This window comes from Roseomonas sp. 18066, from assembly GCF_902706185.1.
Lineage (GTDB): Bacteria > Pseudomonadota > Alphaproteobacteria > Acetobacterales > Acetobacteraceae > Pseudoroseomonas.
Genome location: NZ_CACSJM010000020.1, coordinates 1 through 20,720, shown reverse-complemented (window position 1 = coordinate 20,720; position 20,720 = coordinate 1). Strand labels below are relative to the sequence as shown.

22 protein-coding genes are annotated in these 20,720 nt (G+C 70.6%); 13 read left to right on the top strand and 9 right to left on the bottom strand.

The genetic code is table 11. The features are described 5' to 3' along the window. The first annotated feature begins 200 nt into the window (after positions 1-200). Positions 201-389 carry a transposase gene (locus GVN67_RS06380; protein WP_159993948.1) on the top strand — a complete coding sequence of 63 codons (189 nt, stop codon included), beginning with the start codon at positions 201-203 and terminating at the stop codon, positions 387-389. Positions 390-761: 372 nt separating this feature from the next. Here the strand turns inward: GVN67_RS06380 and GVN67_RS06370 are convergent, their stop codons facing one another. Continuing rightward, on the bottom strand, positions 762-1,127 hold the full coding sequence (locus GVN67_RS06370; protein WP_159993944.1) for a helix-turn-helix domain-containing protein: 366 nt from the start codon (positions 1,125-1,127) through the stop codon (positions 762-764). Between the two features lie 56 nt (positions 1,128-1,183). On the opposite strand from GVN67_RS06370, the gene GVN67_RS06365 reads away from it, so the two are divergent. Continuing rightward, the gene (locus GVN67_RS06365; protein WP_159993942.1) at positions 1,184-1,510 is read left to right on the top strand and encodes a nuclear transport factor 2 family protein; all 327 of its coding nucleotides are present in this window, start codon (positions 1,184-1,186) and stop codon (positions 1,508-1,510) included. Further along, positions 1,507-2,292, top strand: a complete 786-nt coding sequence (locus tag GVN67_RS06360) for an SDR family oxidoreductase (RefSeq protein ID WP_159993940.1) — start codon at positions 1,507-1,509, stop codon at positions 2,290-2,292. The genes GVN67_RS06365 and GVN67_RS06360 overlap by 4 nt, the downstream gene beginning before the upstream one ends. A 16-nt stretch (positions 2,293-2,308) precedes the next feature. On the opposite strand, the gene GVN67_RS06355 is transcribed toward GVN67_RS06360, so the two are convergent. The 6 genes from GVN67_RS06355 to GVN67_RS06330 all read right to left on the bottom strand — a co-directional run bounded on the left by GVN67_RS06355 (position 2,309) and on the right by GVN67_RS06330 (position 9,410). Next, positions 2,309-3,703: an ABC transporter ATP-binding protein gene (locus GVN67_RS06355; RefSeq protein ID WP_200845150.1), complete on the bottom strand. Its 1,395-nt coding sequence runs from the start codon at positions 3,701-3,703 to the stop codon at positions 2,309-2,311. Then, on the bottom strand, positions 3,700-4,503 hold the full coding sequence (locus tag GVN67_RS06350; RefSeq protein WP_159993936.1) for an ABC transporter permease: 804 nt from the start codon (positions 4,501-4,503) through the stop codon (positions 3,700-3,702). The genes GVN67_RS06355 and GVN67_RS06350 overlap by 4 nt, the downstream gene beginning before the upstream one ends. After that, on the bottom strand, positions 4,500-5,444 hold the full coding sequence (locus tag GVN67_RS06345; protein ID WP_159993934.1) for an ABC transporter permease: 945 nt from the start codon (positions 5,442-5,444) through the stop codon (positions 4,500-4,502). Before GVN67_RS06345 ends, GVN67_RS06350 begins: the two co-directional genes overlap by 4 nt. A 10-nt stretch (positions 5,445-5,454) precedes the next feature. Beyond that, a complete protein-coding gene (locus GVN67_RS06340) occupies positions 5,455-6,969 on the bottom strand; it encodes an ABC transporter substrate-binding protein (RefSeq protein ID WP_235034981.1) in 1,515 nt (504 codons plus the stop codon). A 392-nt stretch (positions 6,970-7,361) separates the two neighbouring features. Further along, positions 7,362-8,687: a cell wall metabolism sensor histidine kinase WalK gene (locus tag GVN67_RS06335; RefSeq protein ID WP_159993932.1), complete on the bottom strand. Its 1,326-nt coding sequence runs from the start codon at positions 8,685-8,687 to the stop codon at positions 7,362-7,364. Between the two features lie 12 nt (positions 8,688-8,699). Further along, positions 8,700-9,410, bottom strand: a complete 711-nt coding sequence (locus tag GVN67_RS06330) for a response regulator transcription factor (RefSeq protein WP_159993930.1) — start codon at positions 9,408-9,410, stop codon at positions 8,700-8,702. Between the two features lie 165 nt (positions 9,411-9,575). Between GVN67_RS06330 and GVN67_RS06325 the strand changes: the two genes are divergently transcribed. From GVN67_RS06325 to GVN67_RS06290, 8 genes are all read left to right on the top strand, one after another. Next, positions 9,576-10,211, top strand: coding sequence for a class I SAM-dependent methyltransferase (locus GVN67_RS06325; RefSeq protein ID WP_200845147.1), 636 nt, complete (start codon positions 9,576-9,578; stop codon positions 10,209-10,211). Then, positions 10,208-10,864 (top strand): DedA family protein, encoded by a 657-nt coding sequence (locus GVN67_RS06320; protein WP_159993928.1) that lies wholly within the window; start codon positions 10,208-10,210, stop codon positions 10,862-10,864. The genes GVN67_RS06325 and GVN67_RS06320 overlap by 4 nt, the downstream gene beginning before the upstream one ends. 100 nt (positions 10,865-10,964) lie before the next feature. Next, complete coding sequence (locus GVN67_RS06315; protein WP_159993926.1) at positions 10,965-11,921, top strand: SDR family oxidoreductase; 957 nt, start codon at positions 10,965-10,967, stop codon at positions 11,919-11,921. Positions 11,922-11,984: 63 nt separating this feature from the next. Beyond that, positions 11,985-12,404, top strand: coding sequence for a hypothetical protein (locus tag GVN67_RS30590; RefSeq protein WP_200845146.1), 420 nt, complete (start codon positions 11,985-11,987; stop codon positions 12,402-12,404). 479 nt (positions 12,405-12,883) lie between these two features. Continuing rightward, entirely contained in the window at positions 12,884-13,243 is a 360-nt protein-coding gene (locus GVN67_RS06305; RefSeq protein WP_159993924.1) for a hypothetical protein, read from the top strand. Between the two features lie 95 nt (positions 13,244-13,338). Continuing rightward, on the top strand, positions 13,339-14,964 hold the full coding sequence (locus tag GVN67_RS06300; RefSeq protein ID WP_159993922.1) for a gamma-glutamyltransferase family protein: 1,626 nt from the start codon (positions 13,339-13,341) through the stop codon (positions 14,962-14,964). A gap of 126 nt (positions 14,965-15,090) precedes the next feature. Further along, positions 15,091-15,606: a hypothetical protein gene (locus GVN67_RS06295; protein WP_159993920.1), complete on the top strand. Its 516-nt coding sequence runs from the start codon at positions 15,091-15,093 to the stop codon at positions 15,604-15,606. A 555-nt stretch (positions 15,607-16,161) separates the two neighbouring features. Then, a complete protein-coding gene (locus GVN67_RS06290) occupies positions 16,162-16,377 on the top strand; it encodes a hypothetical protein (RefSeq protein ID WP_159993918.1) in 216 nt (71 codons plus the stop codon). 604 nt (positions 16,378-16,981) lie between these two features. Here GVN67_RS06290 and GVN67_RS06285 read toward each other — a convergent pair. Continuing rightward, the gene (locus GVN67_RS06285; protein WP_159993916.1) at positions 16,982-17,878 is read right to left on the bottom strand and encodes a LysR family transcriptional regulator; all 897 of its coding nucleotides are present in this window, start codon (positions 17,876-17,878) and stop codon (positions 16,982-16,984) included. Between the two features lie 122 nt (positions 17,879-18,000). Between GVN67_RS06285 and GVN67_RS06280 the strand changes: the two genes are divergently transcribed. Then, a complete protein-coding gene (locus GVN67_RS06280) occupies positions 18,001-18,915 on the top strand; it encodes an alpha/beta fold hydrolase (RefSeq protein WP_159993914.1) in 915 nt (304 codons plus the stop codon). Positions 18,916-18,932: 17 nt separating this feature from the next. On the opposite strand, the gene GVN67_RS06275 is transcribed toward GVN67_RS06280, so the two are convergent. Further along, a complete protein-coding gene (locus GVN67_RS06275; protein ID WP_159993912.1) occupies positions 18,933-19,595 on the bottom strand; it encodes an aspartate/glutamate racemase family protein in 663 nt (220 codons plus the stop codon). 389 nt (positions 19,596-19,984) lie between these two features. Here GVN67_RS06275 and GVN67_RS06270 point away from each other — a divergent pair, with 389 nt between their 5' ends. Further along, entirely contained in the window at positions 19,985-20,695 is a 711-nt protein-coding gene (locus GVN67_RS06270) for a substrate-binding domain-containing protein (protein WP_159993910.1), read from the top strand. Positions 20,696-20,720: the final 25 nt, after the last annotated feature.

Here is a 20,720-nt window from a genome sequence, read left to right as displayed (position 1 = left end):
TGGCCACCAGCGGCAGCACCAGCCGGCGGGCGGCCCGCGTGCTGGCCAGCCGCGCGCCGCCCAGGATGCCGCCGCCACAGGCCAGCAGCAGCGCCAGCGCCACCTCGGCCAGGGTCACCGCCAGGGCGGCGCCATAGCCGCGCCAGTCGGTCAGCCCCGCCATCACCGCCTGGCTGAGCGGTGGCAGGAACAGCGGCCGGATGACGCCAAGCTGCGGCAGCGCCTGCCAGGCCAGGATCAGCGCGGCCAGCACATGTGCTGTGGCCAATGCTGAAGGCCGACCGCTCGCCTTCGTCCTGACGCCGGGCACCGTCGCCGACATCAGCGTCGCCGCCAGCCTGCTGAACGGCATCGCCTGGCCTCGCCGCCTGCTGGCCGACAAGGCCTAGGATATCGATCACCTCCGCAGGCCCTTGGCAGCGCAAGGCGCCGAGGTGGTTATCCCGTCCCGCCATGCCTACCGCAGGTGCAGCGTCATCGAACGCATGTTCCGGCGCATGAAAGACTGGTGCCGCATCGCGACACGCTACGACCGCCTCGCCAGGAACGTCCTCTCCGCCGTGGCCCTCGTCGCAACCGCCTGTTTCTGGCCGATCCGATTGAGTCTTCAGCCTGGACGTCCCGGATGGTGCTCAGCGGGAGGGCGTTGGGCTTGTCGGGGCGTGGCGTGGTCCGTCAGCCGGGAAGCGGAGATGGCTGCGGCCAGCCGGCCTCCGGTGACGGGGGCGTCGCATCGGGCCTCGCCTGGCGAAGTTTCCCGCCTATGACTTGGCTTCCGCCCATTTCAGCAGCGCGTCCAGCGCCGGGCACAGCGACTGACCCCATGGTGTCAGCCCGTACTCGACCTTCGGCGGCACCTGGTGGTGCACGATGCGGGTGACGATACCGTCCGTCTCCATCTGGCGGAGCTGCTGGATCAGCATCTTCTGCGAAATGGCGGGGATCGCGCGCTCGAGATCGGAGAAGCGCAGCAGCTGGCCGCCGAACAGGTGAAACAGGATCACCAGCTTCCAACGGCCTTCCAGCATCCGGATGACCGCCTCGACGCCGGATGCTGCGGTCAGCGGCGTGTAGGGGGTGCGCTTACTTTCAGGTGCGTACCCTACTTTTTCGTGCGTACTTGTCATGATCTCTGCTTAAGGCGATCTCCCTGGAACCGCAACGACGGATCACAGGAGACGACATGCCGCACCTGCCTCATCCCGTGGCCACCTATTTCGGTCTCGCCCCGGACGCCAATCTCGTCGCGCTGGCCAGCGTCTTCGCGGCGGAGGCTGTCGTCCATGACGAGGCCAGGGACCATCGCGGGATCCAGGCGATCCGCGACTGGCGAGTCGACACGATGGCGCGCACGCCTTCCACGGCCCGCCCGCTGTCTGTGGAGGCGCGGGGAAATACCGTGATCGTCCCGGCCGAGGTGACCGGCGAGTTTCCTGGAAGCCCGCTGACGCTTAACCACCGCTTCACCCTGCGCGACGGCCGCGTCGCCGAGCTGGAGATCGGCGCGTGAGCGGGCGGTGGATCGATCTGCCCGGCCAGCGCGCCGTGGTAACCGGCGGCAGCAAGGGCGTCGGCGCCGCGGTGGTCGCGGCGCTGCTGGCTGCGGGCGCCAGCGTCGTGACGGCCGCCCGGTCGATACCCGACGCTCTGCCCGAAGGGGTTCGCTTCCTCGCGGCCGACCTGCTGTCGGCCGAGGGCTGCGCCCGCCTCGCTGACTTCGCCGGGGCCGAGCTCGGCGGCGTCGACATCCTGGTCAATGTGCTGGGCGGATCGAGCGCCGCCGGCGGCGGCTATGCCGCGCTCGACGACGCGACCTGGATGACCGAGATCAACCAGAACCTGATGGCGGCGGTGCGCCTCGACCGCGCGCTGGTGCCGGGCATGGTGGCGCGCGGAGCGGGCGTGGTGATCCATGTGACCTCGATCCAGCGCACGCTGCCGCTGCCGGAATCCACCACCGCCTATGCCGCCGCCAAGGGCGCCCTGGCCACCTACAGCAAGGCGCTGTCGAAGGAGGTGACGCCGAAGGGCGTGCGCGTCGTGCGGGTCTCGCCCGGCTGGGTGGAGACCGAGGCCTCGGTGCGCCTGGCGGAGCGCCTCGCCGACCAGGCCGGCACCGACTACGAAGGCGGCAAGCGGATCATCATGGACAGCCTGGGCGGCATCCCGCTGGGCCGCCCGGCCCTTCCGCAGGAGGTCGCCGACCTGGTCGCCTTCCTCGTCTCGCCGCGCGCCGCCGCGATCAGCGGCGTTGAATACGTCATCGACGGCGGCACGGTGCCGACGGTCTGAGCGCCGCGCCGGCGCGTCACAGCCGCAGCCGGATGCTGGCCATCTTCGCGGCGATCGCCTCGTCATGGGTGACCAGCAGCACGGCGAGATCCTCCTCCGCGGCCAGCTCGGCCAGCAGCTGCATGACGGTGCGCTGCGCCAGCGGATCGAGGCGGGAGCTGGGCTCGTCGGCGAAGAGGAAGACCGGGCGCAGCAGCAGCGAGCGCGCCAGCGACAGCCGCTGCAGCTCGCCGCCCGACAGCTGACCGGGCGGCCGCTGCAGCAGCGTCTCGGCCAGGCCCAGCCGGGCCAGGATCGGCGGCACGGCGCTGAAGGCCGTGCCGTGCAGCCGCGCCAGGTCGGCGAAGCCGCGGCCGACCGCCAGGTGCGGCGCGAAGGAGCTCGGCGGATCCTGATACAGCTTCTGGAAGCGGTGCGCGGCGATGCCGGGCTGGCGGCGCACCTCGCCGCGATCCGGCCGCGCCAGGCCGAGCAGCATGTTGCCCAGCGTCGACTTGCCGCAGCCGCTGGGGCCGGTGACGGCGACGATCTGCCCCGCCGCGATGCCGAGGTCGAGCCCGTCGAACAGCCTGCGGCCGCCGAAGGACTTGGCCAGGCCGCGGCCGGCCATGACGGCGGGGCCGGGCGGCGGCGGCGGCGCCCGGTCCGGCCAGTTCACCGGCAGGGCGCCGACCAGGGCGCGGGTATAGTCATGCGACGGCGTCGACACGAGCTGCGCCACCGGCCCGCGCTCCAGCAGCCGGCCTTCCAGCAGCACCGCCGCCTCGCCGCCCAGCCGCGCCGCCAGCGCCAGGTCATGCGTCACCACCACGCTGGTCTGGCCATCGGCGGCAGCGGCCTGCAGCCCCAGCGCCACCTCGTCGACGCGGGCGGCGTCGAGGCCCTTGGTCGGCTCGTCGGCCAGGAACAGCCCCGCCTGGCCGGCGCGCGCCGTGGCCAGGGCGACGCGCTGGCACATGCCGCCCGACAGCTGGTGCGGGTAATGCCCGCCATGGCCGCCGAGGCCGAAGGCGGCCAGCCCCAGCCGCGCCAGCCGCCGCGCCGCCGCGGGCCGGGCGCCATGCTGGAAGCGATGCACCTCCGCCACCTGCTCGACCGCCCGCATCGAGGGGTCCAGCGCCAGCCAGGGCTCCTGCGGCAGCAGGCCGATCTCGCGGCCCCACAGCTGGCGGCGCTGGCGCGGTGGCAGCGCCAGCAGCTCGGTCTCGCCCCAGAAGGCGCGGCCGGTCGCCTGCAGCCCGGGCGGCAGCGTGCCCATCAGCGCATGCAGCACCAGCGACTTCCCCGAGCCGCTCTCGCCCAGCAGGATGAAGGTGCCGCCGGGTTCCACGGCGAAGGACACGTCGTGCAGGATCGGGCCGGCAGCACCCCGCACCGCCAGCCGCTCGACCCGCAGCCCGCCGCGCCTCACCGCGCGCCCCGCCCGGCCAGCAGGTGCAGCGCCAGCACGGTGGCGGCCACCATGGCGGTCGGCAGCAGCGCATGCAGCGGCGCCTCGTCGTAATAGGGCAGCAGCTCGATCGTCATGGTGCCCCATTCGGCGATCGGCGGGCGCAGGCCGATGCCGATCACCGACAGGGCGGAGATGGTGAAGATCGACGTCGCCAGGTTGAACACCATCAGCGTGCCCAGCACCGGCGCCAGCACCGGCAGCAGGAAGCGCCGCGCGACATAGAGGCGGGAGAAGCCGTTGAGGCGCGCCGCCTCCACATGCGGCCGGCGCAGCTCGGCGCTGGCGACGACGCGCGTCACCCTGAAATATTCGACCCATTGGTAGCTGGCCAGGCCGAGATAGATGAAGACGAACTGGCCCGGCCCCAGGCTGGCGAAGAGCAGCACCAGCAGCACGCTGGGCAGCGCCATCACCGCATCGGCCAGCAGCGACAGGCCGCGCTCGACCAGCCGGCCGCCATTGGCCGCGAGCAGCCCGAGCAGCACGCCCGTGGCCGCGGCGCCGGCGACCGCCGCCAGGGCGAGCGCCAGCGACAGGCGCGAGGCGGCGGCCAGGCGCGCCAGCATGCTGCGGCCGAGCTGGTCAGTGCCCAGCAGGTCGCCGCCGCCGATCGGCGCCAGGATATTGCCCAGGTTCTGCCGGTGCGGATCGGCGGCGATCAGCCAGGGCCCGAGCAGGGCGAAGCCTACCACGCCGGCGAGCAGCACGGCGCCGATCCAGCGGCTGGCGGCCAGGCGCGCGGTCAGGCGTCCGGTCACCGGGCGGTCCTCGCGCGCGGGTCCAGCCACAGGCACAGCAGGTCGACCACGGTGTTGACCAGGACGAAGATCAGCCCGAGCGCCAGGGCGGTGGCCTGGATCATCGGCACGTCGCTGGAGAAGACGGCGCGGACGATGGCCTGGCCGATGCCGGGGAAGGAGAACAGGGTCTCCACCACCACCACGCCCTCGATCAGCACCATGGTCTGCTGGCCCAGCACCGCCACCACCGGGATCAACGCGTTGCGCAGCCCGTGCCGCCAGACCACCGCCCATTCCGGCAGGCCCTTGTGCCGGCCGTAGCGGAAGAAGGCGGCGGCCTCGGTCCGCGCCAGGCTGTCGCGCATCACCCGCGAGGTGACGGCGGCCATGCCGAGGCTGAGCACCGCCGCCGGCAGCACCAGCGACGACCAGCCGTCGAAGCCGGCCGAGGGGAACCAGCGCAGCCGCAGCACGAAGATCGCCGTGGCGACGATGCACAGCGCATAGGTCGGCACCGAGCGGCACAGCGTCGCCAGCAGCAGCGACAGGCTGTCGAACCAGCGCCCCGGCGCCAGCCCGGCCAGGATGCCGACCGGCAGCGCCAGCGCCACCGTCATCGCCAGGGCGGCGCCGGCCAGCGCCAGGGACCGGCCCAGCTGCTCGGCCACCTCCAGCACCACCGGGCGGTTGCTGACCAGCGAGCGGCCGAAATCCAGCGCCGCCACCTGGCGCAGCCAGTCCAGCAGCCGCAGCGGCCAGGGCCGGTCCAGCCCCAGGGTGCCGCGCACCGCCTCGGCCAGCTGCAGCGACATCAGGTCGGCGCTGTAGCGGGCGGCGGCGACGCGGAAGGCGACGTCGCCGGGCAGCATCTGCATCAGCACGAAGCTGAAGCAGCCGATGCACAGCGCCGCGACGACCGCCTGCAGCGCCCGCGACAGCAGGAGGCGGGCGACGAACATCGGCCCCGCTTCACCGCGCCGGGCGGATGTCGCGCAGGCCGTAGCTCAGCTCGTAGGGGTCGAAGCGCACATTGGTCACCCGCCGGCTGACGGCGAGGTTGTAGTCGAGCCAGGACAGCGGGATGACCGGCAGCTCCTGCTGCAGGATGCCGGTGACGACGCGGCGCGGCGCGGCGCGCGCGGCCGCGTCGAAGGTCGCGCCCAGCTGGCGGAAGGCGTCGAGCAGCGCCGGCGAGGACCAGCCCATCGCCCCCCAGACCGCGCCCTCCGGGCCGAAATCCTCCTGCAGCACGCCGAGCGTATCGGGCACCAGCGCATAGTTGCGCGCGCCCAGCGCCAGCTGCAGCGAGCCATCGGCGCGGGCGGCCGGGATCTCGGCGGCGCCGACCGACTGCACCTCGACCTCGATGCCGATCTCGCGCAGCTGCGCCTGCAGGGCGGCGGCCATGGTCGGCAGCTCGGGGAAGACGGTCAGGGTGCGCAGGCTGAGCCGGAAGCGGCGGTTGTCGCGGACCAGGATGCCATCGGCGCCGGGCTTCCAGCCGAGCTCGGCCAGCAGCCGCCGGGCCTCGGCCGGGTCATGCGCGAGCGGCGCCAGCGCGGGGTCGTGCCAGCCCGCCAGCACCGGCGGCAGCAGCTGGGTGGCGGCGGCGGCCGGGTTGCGCAGGATGCCGGCGGCCATGCCGGCGCGGTCGATGGCCAGGCTGATCGCGCGCCGGGCGCGAAGATCGGCTAGCAGCGGGTCGCGGGTATTGACCAGCAGGATGCGGGTGCGCGGCACCGGCTCGGAGCGCAGCTCGACCTGCGGGTTGCTGGCCAGGCGGCGCATCGCGGTGGGCGGCAGGGTCAGCGCCAGGTCGGCCTCGCCGCTTTCCGCCATGGTGGCGCGGCTCTCGCCCTGGGCGACCGACAGATAGGCGACGCGGGCGAAGGCCGGCGCCGTCCCGGTCCAGCCGGGGAAGCGCTCCGCCTCCAGGGTCAGCGGCAGCGCCAGGCAGGTGACCCGGTAGGGGCCGCTGCCCAGGATGCGCGCGACATTGCCGGCCGCGTCGAAGGAGGCCGGCGCCAGGATGATCGAGGAGTAATTCGCCAGGAACGCCGGCAGCGGCGCGAAGGGCTCGGGCGTGCGGATCACCACCGTGCCCTGCTCGGCCGCGATTGAGGCCAGGGCGATCTGGCTGAGCACGCCGCCCTTGCCGCGCGACCGCTGCAGGCTGGCGGCGACCGCTTCCGCGGTGACCGGTGTGTCGTCATGGAAGCGGGCGTCGCCGCGAAGCCTGAAGCGCCATTCGCGGCGGTCGTCCGACAGGGTCCAGCTCTGCGCCAGGGCGGGCGCCGCGGTGCCGTCGCGGTTGAAGGTGACCAGGGTCTCGGCCACGTCCATCCGCAGGAAGATGTGCCCGGCCTGCGCCGGCTCCAATCCGAGGATCTCGAAGGGGGCGACGACGCGCAGCGGCCGCTCCTGGGCGCCCGCGGCGGAGAGGCCGAGCAGCATGAAGACGGCAAGCTGGAGGAGGAAGCGCAACGGAAAACTCCGTAGTTAACAGCGACATTGCCATCTAATGCGGTTGAGAATTAGTGTCAATTAATACTTCGGAAAAGCGCCGCGCGGCCGCTCAATTACAGCTTCCGGGGCCAAAACATGGAGCCAACAAATAGAAGGCAGGCGGATCCGAAAGAACAAACGAAAATGACTGGCCCATGTCTCCCCCAAGAATCTCCCCATTCGCAGCCATCGGGGATGTCGGGCCGGTTCGGCTGGCAGCATCCACCCGGGATGTTCCTTGGAGTGCTGCGACAGGCGCCAGGATCGACTTCGATTGGAGGCCCCGCTCGACCCCGACATACCGCCTGGCGCCGCCTCCGCGCGGGCGGCGATCGAGAAGGGAGGCGCCAAAGCGTGGGGCCGGGGCTTTGTCAGGCGGGCAGGACGACCCGTGCCCTCAGCCCACCGGCCCGCAGGTTTTCCAGCGTGGCCGAGCCGCCATGGGCGACGGCGACGGAACGCACCAAAGCGAGCCCCAGCCCAATCCCACCGGTGGCGCGGTTGCGCGATTTCTCGCCGCGGTAGAAGGGCTCGAAGACCCGTTCCAGCTCCTCGAGAGGAAGGCCGGGCCCGTCATCCTCGATCTCGACCACCGCGGTGCCCATCTGGCGGCTGAGTCGCACCCGCGCCACGCCGCCATAGACCACGGCATTGTGGATCAAATTGGTGAACAGGCTGCGCAATCCGATGTCGTCAGCCTGGAGAATGATGTCGGGGCCTTCTTCCAGGACGACGTCGCGCCCCATGTCGGTCATGTCGTCGGCGATGCTGCTGAGCAGGGAACGAAGCTCCTGATGCTGCCGGGGCCGCTGCGCATGGGTCTTCTGCACGAAGGACAGCACCGCGCCCAGCATGCGCTGCATCTCGGCAATGTCCGCCTCGGCGCGGACACGAATGGCCTCCGGCGCGCGCTCCAGCCGAAAGGTCAGGCGCGTGAGGGGGATCCGCAGGTCATGGGCGATCGCGCTCATCATCCCCAGCCGGTCGTCCACATACCGGCTGAGCCGGGCTTTCATCTCGTTGAAAGCCACGACCGCACCCTGCAATTCGCGCGGACCATCGAGCTCCAGGTCGGGCTCGCGCGGGTTCCGGCCGAGCCTTTCGGTAGCCTCGGCGAAAAGCCGGATCGGTTGCGACAACCAGAAGGCGACGAGATAGGCGCAAGGGATGGCAAAGAGGATGGTCGCGACCACCCAGGTGACGGCGAGCCCCACCCAACTGCGGATCGCCGAGGCCGAGGGGTTGACGACGCGCCAATCCCCATCCTGCAGCTGACGGGCGATCTTGAGGCCGCCGGCGAAATCCACCCGCTCCGTGTCCAGGCTTCCGGGCGGCGCATCGATCGCGGCGGCCGCCTGCGCCGCGGCGACGGCCTCGAAGGACATCCAGGCAACCCCGGCGAATTCCAGCCGCAGGGCGGCCGACGGCAAGTCCAGCCGCTGCGCCATCAGGTCGCGCAGCGGGGCCAGCACGGGTTCCTGCAGCCGGATGTCCTGGGGCGGCGCCTGCCTGATCTCCAGCCCGCGCCCATAATGGCCATCCATCAGCGCCTGCCGCATCGTGCCGAAGCTCACCGGGCCAAGCGGCACCGGCGGGCAGACAAGAAAGATCGCCATGTTCATGATCTGCACCAGCAGGACACAGGCAATCAGGATGAAGGCGGTGCGGGCGACGAGCGGGAGGGCGGGGCGCTTCAAGGATGTTTCTCCCTACAGGCGGTGCGTGGCGGGGACGAACATGTATCCCTCGCTGCGGATGGTGCGGATCAGCTCGTCCCCGGCCGCGCGAAGCTTCCGCCGCAGCCGGCTGACCTGGACGTCGACCGCCCGGTCGAAGGCGTCGCTATGCGGTCCGCGCGCCGCGTTCAGAAGCTGATCGCGCGTCAGCACGCGGCGCGGGCGTTCCACGAAGGCCTTCAGCATGATCATCTCCCCGTCCGTCAGGTGAACCAGCACCCCCTGGGGGTCGCGCAGCTCATGCGCGCTGAAATCGGCCATCCAGCCCAGGAAGCCGATCCGATGCGGGCGGAAGTCCCGGGCGGTGGCTTGCACGCCACGGCGGAGCGTCGCCTGCACCACCGCCAGCAGCTCGGCGGGGCTGCTTGGCTTCCCCACATAATAGTCCGCCCCGGCATTGAGCCCGGCGATCCGATCGGGGGGCGTGTCGAGCGCGGAAAGCATGACGACCGGGGGATGCGGCCCGCGGGCGAGGCGCTGACAGGCTGAAAGCCCGCTCTCGCCGGGCATCAGCACATCGAGCAGGACCAGGTCCACCCGCTCCGCCGCCAGGACGCGCTCCATGGAGAGGATGTCGGGCGCGTCGAACAGGCGATAGCCGTGGCCCCGCAGGCTGTCGGCGATGACCTCGCGAATGCCTGCATCGTCATCCACCACCAGGATGCTGTGCGTCACGTCCTCCATCGCTCCTCTCTAAGCCCTGCGCAGGATCGGCTCCGGCACGCAGCTTCCTGCCACATTGTTGCTGGCGAATGTCGGGGCCCCGGCGCGGGCAGAATCGGCAGGCAGGAAACACGGCAGACATGAAGCGCCACCAGCTTCCTGCCGCTCCCCAACGGAAAGGCGGGAATGCCGATGTCTGTAGAAATTCTCTCCGAGGCTGCGCCTGCGACGGTGCCGGTTGGCACAGGGCGCGATAACCTCCTGTTCCTTCGTTCCTGGGCGCAGGACCCCCTGCGCGCCGGGGCCTTCAAGCCAAGCAGCCCCGATCTGGCGCGGGCCATGGCCAGCCGTGTCGATCACCGCATTCCCGGGCCGGTCATCGAGCTCGGCCCCGGCACCGGCGCCATCACCCGCGCCTTGGTCGAGCGCGGCGTCGACCCCGCGCGCCTCGTGCTCGTAGAGTCCGACCCGGTGTTCTGCTCGCTGCTGCGGCAGCGCTGGCCGATGGCGCGGGTGCTGCAGGCCGATGCCTATGGCGCGCCAGCCCTGCTGCGGCAGCTCGACGCGCCGGCGGCAGCGATCGTCGCCGGCCTGCCGCTGCTGGTCCGCGCTCCCTCGCAGCGCCTCAGGCTGGTGATGCACTGTCTGCGCCACGCCGCCGCCAACGCGCCGTTCGTCCAATTCACCTATATGGTCCGATCGCCGGTGCCGGCGCCGCGGCCGAGGCTGCGCGCCAATGGCTCCGGCATGATCTGGCGCAACCTCTGGCCGGCCCGGGTCTGGACCTACAGGTTGCTCGATCATCAGGCTGGACGGGCTTGAGCGCCTTGGACGCGCTGCTGCAGGCGGCCAGCCTAGAGGCTGTGTTCCTTGCCGCGCTGGTCGAGAAGTTCATCCCCATCCTGCCGTCCTACCTGTTGTATCCAGCGATGGGCATCGGTGCCCGGGACATGCAGGAACTGGCCTCGCGCTGCCTGGTGGCGGCTGTGGGCTCGATGGGTGGCGCGCTCGCCTGGTATGGGCTGGGCGCCATGGTGGGCGCCCGAAGGACGCGCGCTCTGGTGCAGCGCCACGGCCGATGGCTGCTGCTGACGCCCGCGCTCTATGACCGCCTGATGGCAGGCTATCGCCGGCACTCGCTGGGGCTGACCATGCTGGGACAGCTGATTCCGACGGTGCGGATCTTCCAGGCCCTGCCGGCCGGGGTGCTGCGGCTGCCCTTGCCCGGCTTCCTGGCCGCGACCGCGCTCGGCTCCCTGTGCTGGATCACGCTGCTCGCCATGGCCGGGCACCTGTTGCGCCGCGCCGGGTGGCAGGCGGGCGAGGCCGGCCTCACCGTGCTCGGCGCCCTGGTGGCGGTCGAGGGTGCCGCCGGGCTGCTGGCCTGGCTGCTGCGGCGGCGACGCCGCGTGGCACCGCCGGCCCCGCAGCTGGCGGTGTCCGGCGACGCTCTCTCCGCCTGGGCAGAGAAATAGCCTCGCCTCCCGTACAGCGCCCGGAAGACGGCGCGGCAAGGCGGATGCATCGTCGCCTGCGCGCTTCATCAGAGATCCCGACCAGGAGAATACACCTCTCATGTCCGTAAGATGGACCAGCAAGGATATGCCGTCGCAGCGCGGACGCACGATCGTAGTGACCGGCACCGGCGGCCTCGGCTTCGAGAGCGGCCTCGCGCTCGCACGGGCGGGCGGCGATGTGATCATCGCCGGGCGCAATCCGGCCCGGGGCGAGGAAGCCGTCGCGCGGATCAGGAAAGAGGTTCCTGGCGCGGCGATCTCCTTCGAACGTCTCGACCTGGCGGATCTCAGATCGATCGCTGCATGCGGCCAGCGGCTGACCGCCGGCCGCGAGCGCATCGACGTCCTGATCAACAATGCAGGCGTCATGACGCCGCCGCGGCGCGAGGTCACGGCCGATGGCTTCGAGCTGCAGTTCGGCACCAATTATCTGGGCCATTTCGCCTTGACCGCGCATCTGATGCCCTTGCTCCGGCGCGGCAGGGACCCGCGCGTCGTCACGCTGTCGAGCGTCGCAGCACGAGGCGGCCGCATCGACTTCGATGACCTGCACTCGCAGCAACGCTACAAGCCCATGCGGGCCTACAGCCAGTCCAAGCTTGCCTGTCTGATCTTCGCCTTCGAGCTGCAGCGCCGCAGCGATCAGGATGGCTGCGGCGTCACCAGCATCGCCGCCCATCCCGGCGTCTCGCGAACCGATCTTCTGCACAATGCGCCGGGCCGCTTCAGCGCCCCGGGTCTCGCCCGGTCGCTGCTCTGGTTCCTGTTCCAGCCTGCAGCCCAGGGCGCATTGCCTGCCTTGTTCGCGGCGACGGCGCGGGAGGCCCGCAAGGGCGGCTACTATGGACCGGACAGGCTTGGCGAGACCCGCGGCTATCCCGTCGATGCCAGGTCGCCGACGGCCTCGCTGGACCCGGTCGCTGCGGGTCGACTATGGGACCGTTCCGTCGAGATGACGGGGGCAATGTTCGGTCACTCACGGGGTGACGCCGCCGGGAAACTCGGCCAGCCATGAGGGCAATAAGTATATTTAGGTGCCAGCCGGCAGCACCGAGCCGCACACCGGGTTCAAAGCACCATGCGCCAGATCTGCGTTCGCCTCGGCCAGGAGGCGACGCGCGTCCTGTTGGTCTACTTTACAGTATCCCTGCCGTATCTTTTCGCCGGCTTGCCGAAGGCCGCGAAGGCGTCTGGCATCGAGCTCGAGGTCGTGAAACTGCCAGAAGCACAGCATGGCTTCATGTTGCTGGCGCGACGCTGGGTGATGGAACGAGCCTTTGCCTGGGCCACCCGTTTCCGACGGTTAGTCGAAAACCAAGAGCGTTACGGTGGCATCATCGCCAATCTCCATCTCGTCACCTTCGCCAGCTCTATGCGCAACAAGGTCGCCACACCAGTCGCGGGATTATACAGCCTCCAAGCTGACGATTTTATCGAGGCAGTCTGGAAAAGAAAGCGGTTGCGACGGGAGCGGCGGCAGAGAGACCGTTCCTGGTGAGGGGGTCGTGATAACTGGCTACGCGGCGCCAATCTTTCATACGCCTAAACAGACGCTCGATGGCATTGCGCTTGCGATAAGCGCGGCGGTGCAATGGATAGGGCGGAAGGCTGGTCCGATTGTGCGGAGCGACTTCCTTGTTTTTGCGCCAACAGGGGTTTGCGGAGGCGGTCAGCATCGTAAGCCTTGTCGATGGCAGTCTGATCCGAGCCCGCCGCCTTTTCCTGATTTCCGCGGGGGTCAGCGCCCTGGCGGAATGCGGGTGGGTCAAGTTGCTTGCTGAGCTTGGCTGCCATCCCGACGTGTGACACACGGCTTGGCCCCGCGCGGCTCCGGCACTGCGGTCCAGCCCGGTCGGATATGTTGCCGTCGCTGCGCGCATACCCGTCGTAGGAGGTTATCCAGCCGGTGGACCCCATCGGGTCGGGGCTGGGGCTGGTGATAAGCCGGTCGGCGATTCCCAACGGAGGCTGATCTGCGTGGCTCCAGACCAGCCGGTACGGTTCCTGCTGCTACATTCCTTCAAGCAGGCCGACCTGCTGCTGAACGTGGCCATCGCGGTCTCGCAATCCCCGATCGTCTGCCCCAAGGCCGCGGAGGAAGCCGGCATCACCGTGCTGGACGGCTTCGCGCTGCTGGCCGCCCGCGCCAAGGGTGTCGAGATTCGACCCTTACCCTTCCGGCCGCGCGTCGCCCTGCAGGCACGACTGCTGCGGTCACGGCGCCGGCCCTTGCCGAAGCAGGCCGAAGGCTTATCGGCCTGGCTTTGGACGGCGACTAGCCTGGCCATGTGCAGGGCAGGAGGTGGCGGGTGTGCGGTCGAACCGCCTGCAGGCTAATAAGGCTTGGCCAAGCGCGCCGCATCGCCGGCTAGCATGCGCGCCGGCGAAGAGCTTGCGCGATTCCGCGCGACCGCCGACAGGGAGGTGACACGATGACGGCTGCTGCATCCACCGTGGAAACAGACGGCACCAGCATGGTGGCCAGCGCGCATCGCCGCGCCTCCGAGGCCGGCTGCGCGATCCTCGAGGCCGACGGCAACGCCTTCGACGCCGCCGTCGCCGTCGCCGCCGCGCTGAACGTCGTCGAGCCCTATATGTCCGGCCTGGCCGGCATGGGCTTCGCCACCATGTGGGTCGCGGCGGAGGCGCGGGTGAGGGTGCTCGACTTCGTGCCGCCGATCCCGCGCTCCTTCCCGGCCGGGCGCTTCACGTCGCGCGAGCAGCTGCTGTCCGGCGCCTCCGCCGTGGCCAGCCCCGGCAACCTGGCCGGCTGGTGCATGCTGCACCAGGCCTATGGCCGCCTGCCGCTGGCCCGGGTGATGGCGCCGGCCATCGCCCTGGCCGAGGGCGGCTTCGAATTCTCCGCCTTTGGCGTCGAGGAGGTGACCGGCTTCGGCCCCGGCCATGCCGCCGCCGCCGGCACGGGCGAGGCCTTCGCCGCCGCCTTCCCCTTCCACGGCAGTCTGCGGGAGGGCGATGCGGTGCGCCTGCCGCTGCTGGCCGCCACGCTGCGACAGGTGGCGGGAGGCGGCTCGGACGTCTTGTACAAGGGCGCGCTCGGCGCCGGTATCGTCGCCTTCCTGGCCGAGCAGGGCGGTACGCTGACCCTCGAGGACCTCGCCGCCGTGGCGCCCATCTGGCGCGAGCCGCTCGCCATCGACTATCGGGGCCTGCGCATCCATGTGCCGCCGCCGCCCTGCGAGGGCTTCCAGTTCCTGCTGGCGCTGCGCCTGCTGGAGGGTTTCGACATCGGCGCGCTGGCGCCGCTCTCGGTCGAGCATCTCGACCTGGTGCTGCGCGCCATCCGCCTCGCCGCCGGGTTGCGCATCGCCGACAACAATCCCGACGAGGCGCGGCTCGGTGCGCTGCTGTCGGACGCGAATATCCGGCGGCTGCAGGACCAGCTGCGCGCCGGCGCCGGGCTGCAGGGGCCGACCGAGCAATGGACCAGCGAGCCGCCGCCCGGCGCCGATCCGGGGCACACCACCTCTTTCTCCATCGCCGATCGCGAGGGCAACCTGGTCTGCATCACCCAGAGCCTGGGCTCGGTCTTCGGCAGTGGCGTCGCGGTGCCGGGCACCGGGGTGGTGCTGAACAACTTCCTCTACTGGGCGGATGTGCAGCCGGGCAGCCCCAACCTGGCGCGGCCCGGCGCGCCGCTGGCCATGTGCATGTCGCCCAGCATCTCGACCCGGAATGGCAAGGCCTGCCTCGCCCTCGGCACCCCGGGCAGCTACGGCATCCTGCAGACCCAGGTGCAGGCGATGGTCAGCCATCTGGATTTCGGCCTGGAGCTCCAGGCCGCCATCGACGCGCCGCGGGCGCGGCTGTGGGATGGCCGGCTGGTGGAGATCGAGAACCGCGTCGCGCCGGAGGTTGTCTCCCAGCTGCGCGGCAGGGGGCATGACGCCCGCGCCTTCCCGCAGGCCTTCACCATGCGCGTCGGCGGCATGCAGGCGATCGCCCGCGATCCGCTGTCGGGGCGTCTGGCCGGTGCCGCCGATCCGCGGCGCAACGGCGCGGTGGTGGTCGCTCGGGCACGCCGACCGAGCGGCTGACGCGCGGGACCAGGGCACGCCGCTGTCGGACAGACGACGGCAACCTGCGCCCCGCGCCTTGTTTGACCGCGTGATTCAGGGCTTTCGATGATTTGCTCTCCTGCCCTCATGCTCTAAGACCCGCCGATGACCTCACCGCTGCCGAAGCCCGCCATCGTCAAGCAGTTCCTCCGGCGCCTGCGGCTGGCGCGCTCGGCCATCCTGCCGCTAACCGAGGTCGATCCGCGATACGCCGGCGGCCAGTGCCACATCAACGTGGCGCATCGGGTGCGCGAGGCCGGGGGCAAGGTGGTGCCCGGCTGGATCGTCCGGTCCTCGATGATCAACGAGGTCGTGCATCACGCGGTCTGGCAGCCGCCGAATTCCGCCGATCTCATCGATCTCACGCCGCGCGGCCAGGGCGAGGACCGCATCGTCTTCTTGCCCGACCCCGCCCGGCGCATCGCGCCGAGCGCCGTGCCCGGCTGCGATCTGCTGATCTGGGCCGGCAAGATCCTGGGGATGCAGGACATGCCGACCGTCCATGGCGGGCGCCCCAGCCCGGAGAGGATCGACATGCCCTTCGATGCCGCGGCGCGCTTTGCCATGGGGCAACTCGGTCTCTCGCCCGCCGAGGTGGTGGAGCTTGGCAGCCGGGCCTAGGCTGAGGCGCCGAGAGAATTGTTGATCTGCCGATGCTCTTTTAATTCGCTGTGGTTGTTTGGATGAGGCAGCAAGAGCGGGTCGCATTGGTTGAGCGACGGGGCCTGGGTGGTGGTAGATCCAGCATTCTGCAACAAAGGCCGCCCCGGCACGCATCGCGTGGTCGGCCAGCGGCTGATGGGCGGTACCCTTCACGTGCTGCGTTCCAATGCCGCTAGCGCGCCCACCCTAGCATGGCCCCGCCATCGCCATCGAAAGCCGCTAAAATCGATGGGTGCCCAAAATACGTGAAAGCGCATTAGGGCGGGCGCCGGCACGGCGGGCCCCGCTGGATCCTGCCCGGGGCGGCCTTGGGGAACTCTGCCGGCTGCAGCGGACAACGTAATCCGGCCGCAGCCCGAAGCAGGCCTGCAGCGCGGCGCGGAGGGCGTCGCGCAGGGCCGGGCCATTGGCCGCGGCGGGCGTGTGGTAGAGGATGGCCATCGCCTCCTGCCCCGGCTGCGGCCCGGGCCGACACCGTCTCCCGGGCGCTGCTGGAAGAACGCGCCGCTGCTGGTGCTGGACGGGGCCACCGCCCAGCTGGACCCGGAGAACGAGGCGGAGATCCAGGCGGCGATCGCCGCGCTGGCCCGCGGCCGCACGGTGCTCATCATTGCCCACCGGCTGCGCACGGTGCGCGATGCCGGTGGGATAGGTGTGATGCGGGGCGCCTCTGCCACGCTGTGGCGGGCGCAGGCAGGCTCGCTGGGCTGGCATCTGCGGGCGGGGTGAGGGCGCCGTTGCGGCACGGCGCGCCATAACGTGCCTCAAACGGCTGAAAGCCATTACTCCCTCCAAGCCAATCCCTGGCAAGGATGAGAGCGCGCTGGCGCCGGCGGTTCTATTGACGATGGATAGTCTGTCAGGATTGCCCAGCGCCCCAAGTAGCGCTTCCTGTCGATCTGCGAAGTGCTCTCGCAGACATGCGGTATGGCAGCGGGGATGCCATTGGCCGAACTGATCGAGCTGAAGGCTGAAGGATCGGCGTCGTGGTTGTCGACGCAGAGGCCGTCGCCTTCGAGCCTTGCGACCAGCGTGTCGCGCCGGGTGGCGTCGTCTCCAGCGTCAGGCTGACGGTGTCGGCCATCCCATCATCGCCGAGGGTGCGCGGCGTGCCAGGCCGCAGCTGATCAAGGAGCCCGTTCGGCCGGCGTGGCGCAAGGTACCGTCGCTACTGGCTCACCGTATTGGTGTCTAAGCCGACCTGTGCCTTGCTCACGCAGTTCTTCAACTCCGCTGCGGCGATGGGCGACTTGCACGGCTCTGTCGCAGTGGCCAGCCACGGCCAGAGCGAGCGTCCGATGGAACCGGCTTTCGATCGACGCCTGGCCCCGTTTCATCTGTCCCAATAGGGCGGGTCGCCGAAGGCGGCCTTGATCTCGGCCACCATGGCGCGCAGCTTCGTGGAGGCGCGCCGGCCTTCCGGATGGGCGACGTAGATGAACTCGGCTTCCGTGTCGGCGCCGAGCTCGATGGCGCGCAGCGTCCCGGCCTTGACATCGGCATGCACGATGAAGCTCGGCAGCAGGGCGATGCCCAGCCCGGCCAGCGCCGCATCCCGCATGACATCGCCGTTGTTGACGCGCAGCGCGAACTGGCCGCGCGCGACCTGGGCCTCGCCGGGCCCGACGAAGCGCCAGTCCAGGTGGCTGCGGTTGGTGTAGTAGATGCCGCGATGCGCCTGCAGCGCCGCGACCGATGCGGGCACGCCGTGCTTTTCCAGATAGTCCGGCGACGCGACCAGGACCCGGCGGCTCGGCGCCAGCTGCCAGACCGTCAGGCGGCTGTCGGCGATCGGGCCGTGCCGGATCACCGCGTCATAGCCATCCGCAGCCGCATCCACCCGGCGGTCGTCCAGATCGAGGGTCAGCTCCACCCCCGGATGCCGCGCCAGGAAGCCATACAGGGCAGGGCAGAGATGCATCCGTCCGAAGGTCACCGGCGCCGACAGGCGCAACGGGCCGCGCAGCGTGCCGCGCCGCTCCGCGACCATGACGGTGGCGGCCTCGACCTCGCGGGTGATCTGCACGGCGCTTTCAAGGAAGCTGGCGCCATCCTCCGTCAGCGTCAGCTTGCGGGTGCTTCGATGCAGCAGCGGCGCGCCGAGGCCTCGCTCCAACTCCGCCAGCCGGTCGCTGACCACCGATTTCGACAGGCCGAGGCGCCGCGCCGCGGCGCTGATCGACCCCGCCTCGGCAACGGCGACAAAGGTCGCGAGGCCCTCCAACTTCATGCGTTCGGCTTTCCCGGCGGCCAGGTCGTCTTCCGGCACGCTAATCGGAACGATGCCTGTCCGCTACGGTCGTCCTCGCCCGACGGCATCCGGGCCTCGATCCTCAGCAGGAACTCACCACCATGCACCGGCTTGTCTTCGGTTTTCTCGGCGCCCTGATGGCCGTCTGGCCCGCCATGGCGCAACCGCAGCCCTTCCCCCCGGGCTTCCGGGTCCAGGACATCCAGGCCCCGGCCGTCACCCTGCACACCCGCATCGGCGGGTCGGGCCCGGCCGTCGTGCTGCTGCACGGCTATGGCGAGACCGGCGACATGTGGGGCCCGATGGCGGCCGACCTGGCCCGCGACCACCAGGTGATCGTCCCCGACCTGCGCGGCCTGGGCCTGTCCTCGAAGCCGCCCGGCGGCTTCGACAAGAAGACCCAGGCAGGCGACCTCGCGGCCGTGCTGGCGGCGCTCAATGTCGGCGAGATCGACCTGGTCGCGCATGACATCGGCAACATGGTGGCCTTCCAGTTCGCCGCGCAATATCCGGACCGGGTCCGCCGGCTGGTGCTGATCGACGCGCCGGTGCCCGGGGTCGGCCCCTGGGAGGAGATCCTGAAGAACCCGCTGCTCTGGCATTTCCGCTTCGGCGGCCCGGACATGGAGCGGCTGGTGGCGGGGCGCGAGCGCATCTACCTCGACCGCTTCTGGAACGAGTTCTCCGCCGACCCGGCCCGCTTCACCGAGGCGGCGCGCGCCCATTACGCCGCGCTCTACGCCCTGCCTGGCGCGATGCATTCGGGCTTCGCGCAATTCGCCGCCTTCGACCAGGACGCCATCGACAACCGCGCCTGGCTGGCGACCGGGGCGCGGCTGCGCATGCCGCTGCTGGCGCTGGGCGGCGAGAAGTCCTTCGGCGCCGGCATGGCGGCGGTGATGCGCGCCGGCGCCACCGATGTGCAGGAGGGGATCGTGCCCGCCTCCGGCCATTGGATCATGGAGGAGAACCCGGCGGCGACGGTCAGCCTGGTCCGCGGCTTCCTGGCCAGGTAGCGGCGAGTCAGGCCGCGCTAGGCGCGCGCCTGCATCAGCGCGCGCATGCGGTGCACGGCGGCCTCGGGCGCGGTCAGCACCGGGACATCGACCACCTGCCGCACCGCCGCCGCGGCGCGGGAGGTGGAGAAATGCGCGAGCATGATGGCATCGTAGCCGGCGAGCTCCGGCGCCCGCGCCGCGACCAGCCGGTTATGCGCCTCGGCATCGCCGCCCTTCAGCAGGGCGATGGCGTCGTCGACCAGCAGGGTGGTGAGCGTGGCGGCGCGGCCGCCGCGACCGGTGAATTCCTCGAACTCCTCCGTCATCGTCTCGATCGACGGCGCGAAGGTGGCCAGCATGCCGATGCGCTGGCCCTGCCCGATGGCGGCCTCGAACATCGCCTCGTTCGGCTTCAGCACGGGGATGGGCAGGGCCGCCGCCAGCCGGTCGATGGCCGGCCCGAAGGCCGAGCAGGTCACCAGGATGCCATCCGCGCCGTTGCGAAAGCCATAGGTGCCGAGCGCCACGAAGCGCTCGATCATCGCTTCCGTCAGCGAGCTTTCCCGCGACCGGTCGAGCGACAGCGCGTCGTCCAGCAGGTTGACGGTCTCCGCCTCCGGCCAGACCGCGGCGAAGGCCGACTGGATCGGCGGCATGGCGACCGGGGTGGCGTGCAGCAGCAGGATACGGCGGGGCATGGACGACCTTTTTGCTTGAGGAGAGCCAGCTCTCCTGGCGCTTCTATGCCAGTCCGCCGCGGCTTCTGGAACCGCCCTTCGCCGCCGCGCGCCGCCCGCCGCCCGTGTTGACACCTGTTTTCCACCGTGGTTTGTGGCAGTGCTTCCATGTGGTCTCGAAACGTCCGGCTTGAGGCGTGGGCCGGGGGCGGGGAGAGACGGAATGACCGCCATCAGCGACGGTGCCGCTTCCGGCCATCGCGCCGGAACCGTCCAGGACACAGCCGCCCGTGGCGGCGCCCCCAGGCCCGATCGAATTCACCCGCGCGCCGCCCCGGCAACGCGGCGCGGCCAGCGCCTGGCGCCGGCCGCGGATCTCTCCTGAACACCAGCATCGAAGGGTCTGCCCCATGTCGAGCGACGTCACCACCACAACGGTGCGCATCTGGTCCGGCCTGGCGGTGCGCGGCGCCTTCGAAGGCGGCATCATCGCCGATTACGAGGCCCGCACCGGCAACCGCATCGCCGTCGAATGGCTGCCGACCACGCTGATCATGGAGCGGGCCCGGGATGACGGCGCGGTCGATATCCTGGTCGGCATCCGGGAATCGGTGGACCAGCTGATCGCCGATGGCCGGATCGACCCGGCGACCCGGGTCGAGGTCGCGCATTCGCGCCTGGGCCTGGCCGTCGCCGGCGGCGCCGCGCATCCGCCGATCGCGACCCTTGACGAGTTCCGCAACAGCCTGCTGGCTGCGCGCTCCATCGCCTATTCGCGCGCCGGGGCCAGCGGCATCCATTTCGAGACGGTGATCGAGCAGCTCGGCATCGCGGCCGAGGTGCGCTCCCGGGCCACCGTCATCCCGGCCGGCTTCACCGCCGAGAAGCTGGTGACCGGCGAGGCCGACCTGGCCGTGCAGCAGGTCAGCGAGCTGCTGGTCGTCCCCGGCATCGAGCTCGTCGGGAAATTCCCCGAGGCGCTGCAGAAGGTCTCCTCCTTCTCGGCCGGCGTCATGCCGGGCTCGAAGAACCGCGCGGCCGCGGAGGCCTTCCTCGCCAGCCTCAACGACCCGCGGTTCCACGCCGCCTATCGCGACAGCGGCGTCGATCCGGCCGTCTGACGGCGAGGGGCGGGGGGCGAGGGGG

What these genes read in the sequence shown, in the direction of transcription:
- GVN67_RS06380 (WP_159993948.1), top strand. Translation starts at nt 201, where the DNA reads ATGACGCCAAGCTGCGGCAGCGCCTGCCAGGCCAGGATCAGCGCGGCC.
- GVN67_RS06370 (WP_159993944.1), bottom strand. Translation starts at nt 1,127, where the DNA reads ATGACAAGTACGCACGAAAAAGTAGGGTACGCACCTGAAAGTAAGCGC.
- GVN67_RS06365 (WP_159993942.1), top strand. Translation starts at nt 1,184, where the DNA reads ATGCCGCACCTGCCTCATCCCGTGGCCACCTATTTCGGTCTCGCCCCG.
- GVN67_RS06345 (WP_159993934.1), bottom strand. Translation starts at nt 5,444, where the DNA reads ATGTTCGTCGCCCGCCTCCTGCTGTCGCGGGCGCTGCAGGCGGTCGTC.
- GVN67_RS06330 (WP_159993930.1), bottom strand. Translation starts at nt 9,410, where the DNA reads ATGGAGGACGTGACGCACAGCATCCTGGTGGTGGATGACGATGCAGGC.
- GVN67_RS06325 (WP_200845147.1), top strand. Translation starts at nt 9,576, where the DNA reads ATGCCGATGTCTGTAGAAATTCTCTCCGAGGCTGCGCCTGCGACGGTG.
- GVN67_RS06315 (WP_159993926.1), top strand. Translation starts at nt 10,965, where the DNA reads ATGTCCGTAAGATGGACCAGCAAGGATATGCCGTCGCAGCGCGGACGC.
- GVN67_RS30590 (WP_200845146.1), top strand. Translation starts at nt 11,985, where the DNA reads ATGCGCCAGATCTGCGTTCGCCTCGGCCAGGAGGCGACGCGCGTCCTG.
- GVN67_RS06300 (WP_159993922.1), top strand. Translation starts at nt 13,339, where the DNA reads ATGACGGCTGCTGCATCCACCGTGGAAACAGACGGCACCAGCATGGTG.
- GVN67_RS06295 (WP_159993920.1), top strand. Translation starts at nt 15,091, where the DNA reads ATGACCTCACCGCTGCCGAAGCCCGCCATCGTCAAGCAGTTCCTCCGG.
- GVN67_RS06285 (WP_159993916.1), bottom strand. Translation starts at nt 17,878, where the DNA reads ATGAAGTTGGAGGGCCTCGCGACCTTTGTCGCCGTTGCCGAGGCGGGG.
- GVN67_RS06280 (WP_159993914.1), top strand. Translation starts at nt 18,001, where the DNA reads ATGCACCGGCTTGTCTTCGGTTTTCTCGGCGCCCTGATGGCCGTCTGG.
- GVN67_RS06275 (WP_159993912.1), bottom strand. Translation starts at nt 19,595, where the DNA reads ATGCCCCGCCGTATCCTGCTGCTGCACGCCACCCCGGTCGCCATGCCG.
- GVN67_RS06270 (WP_159993910.1), top strand. Translation starts at nt 19,985, where the DNA reads ATGTCGAGCGACGTCACCACCACAACGGTGCGCATCTGGTCCGGCCTG.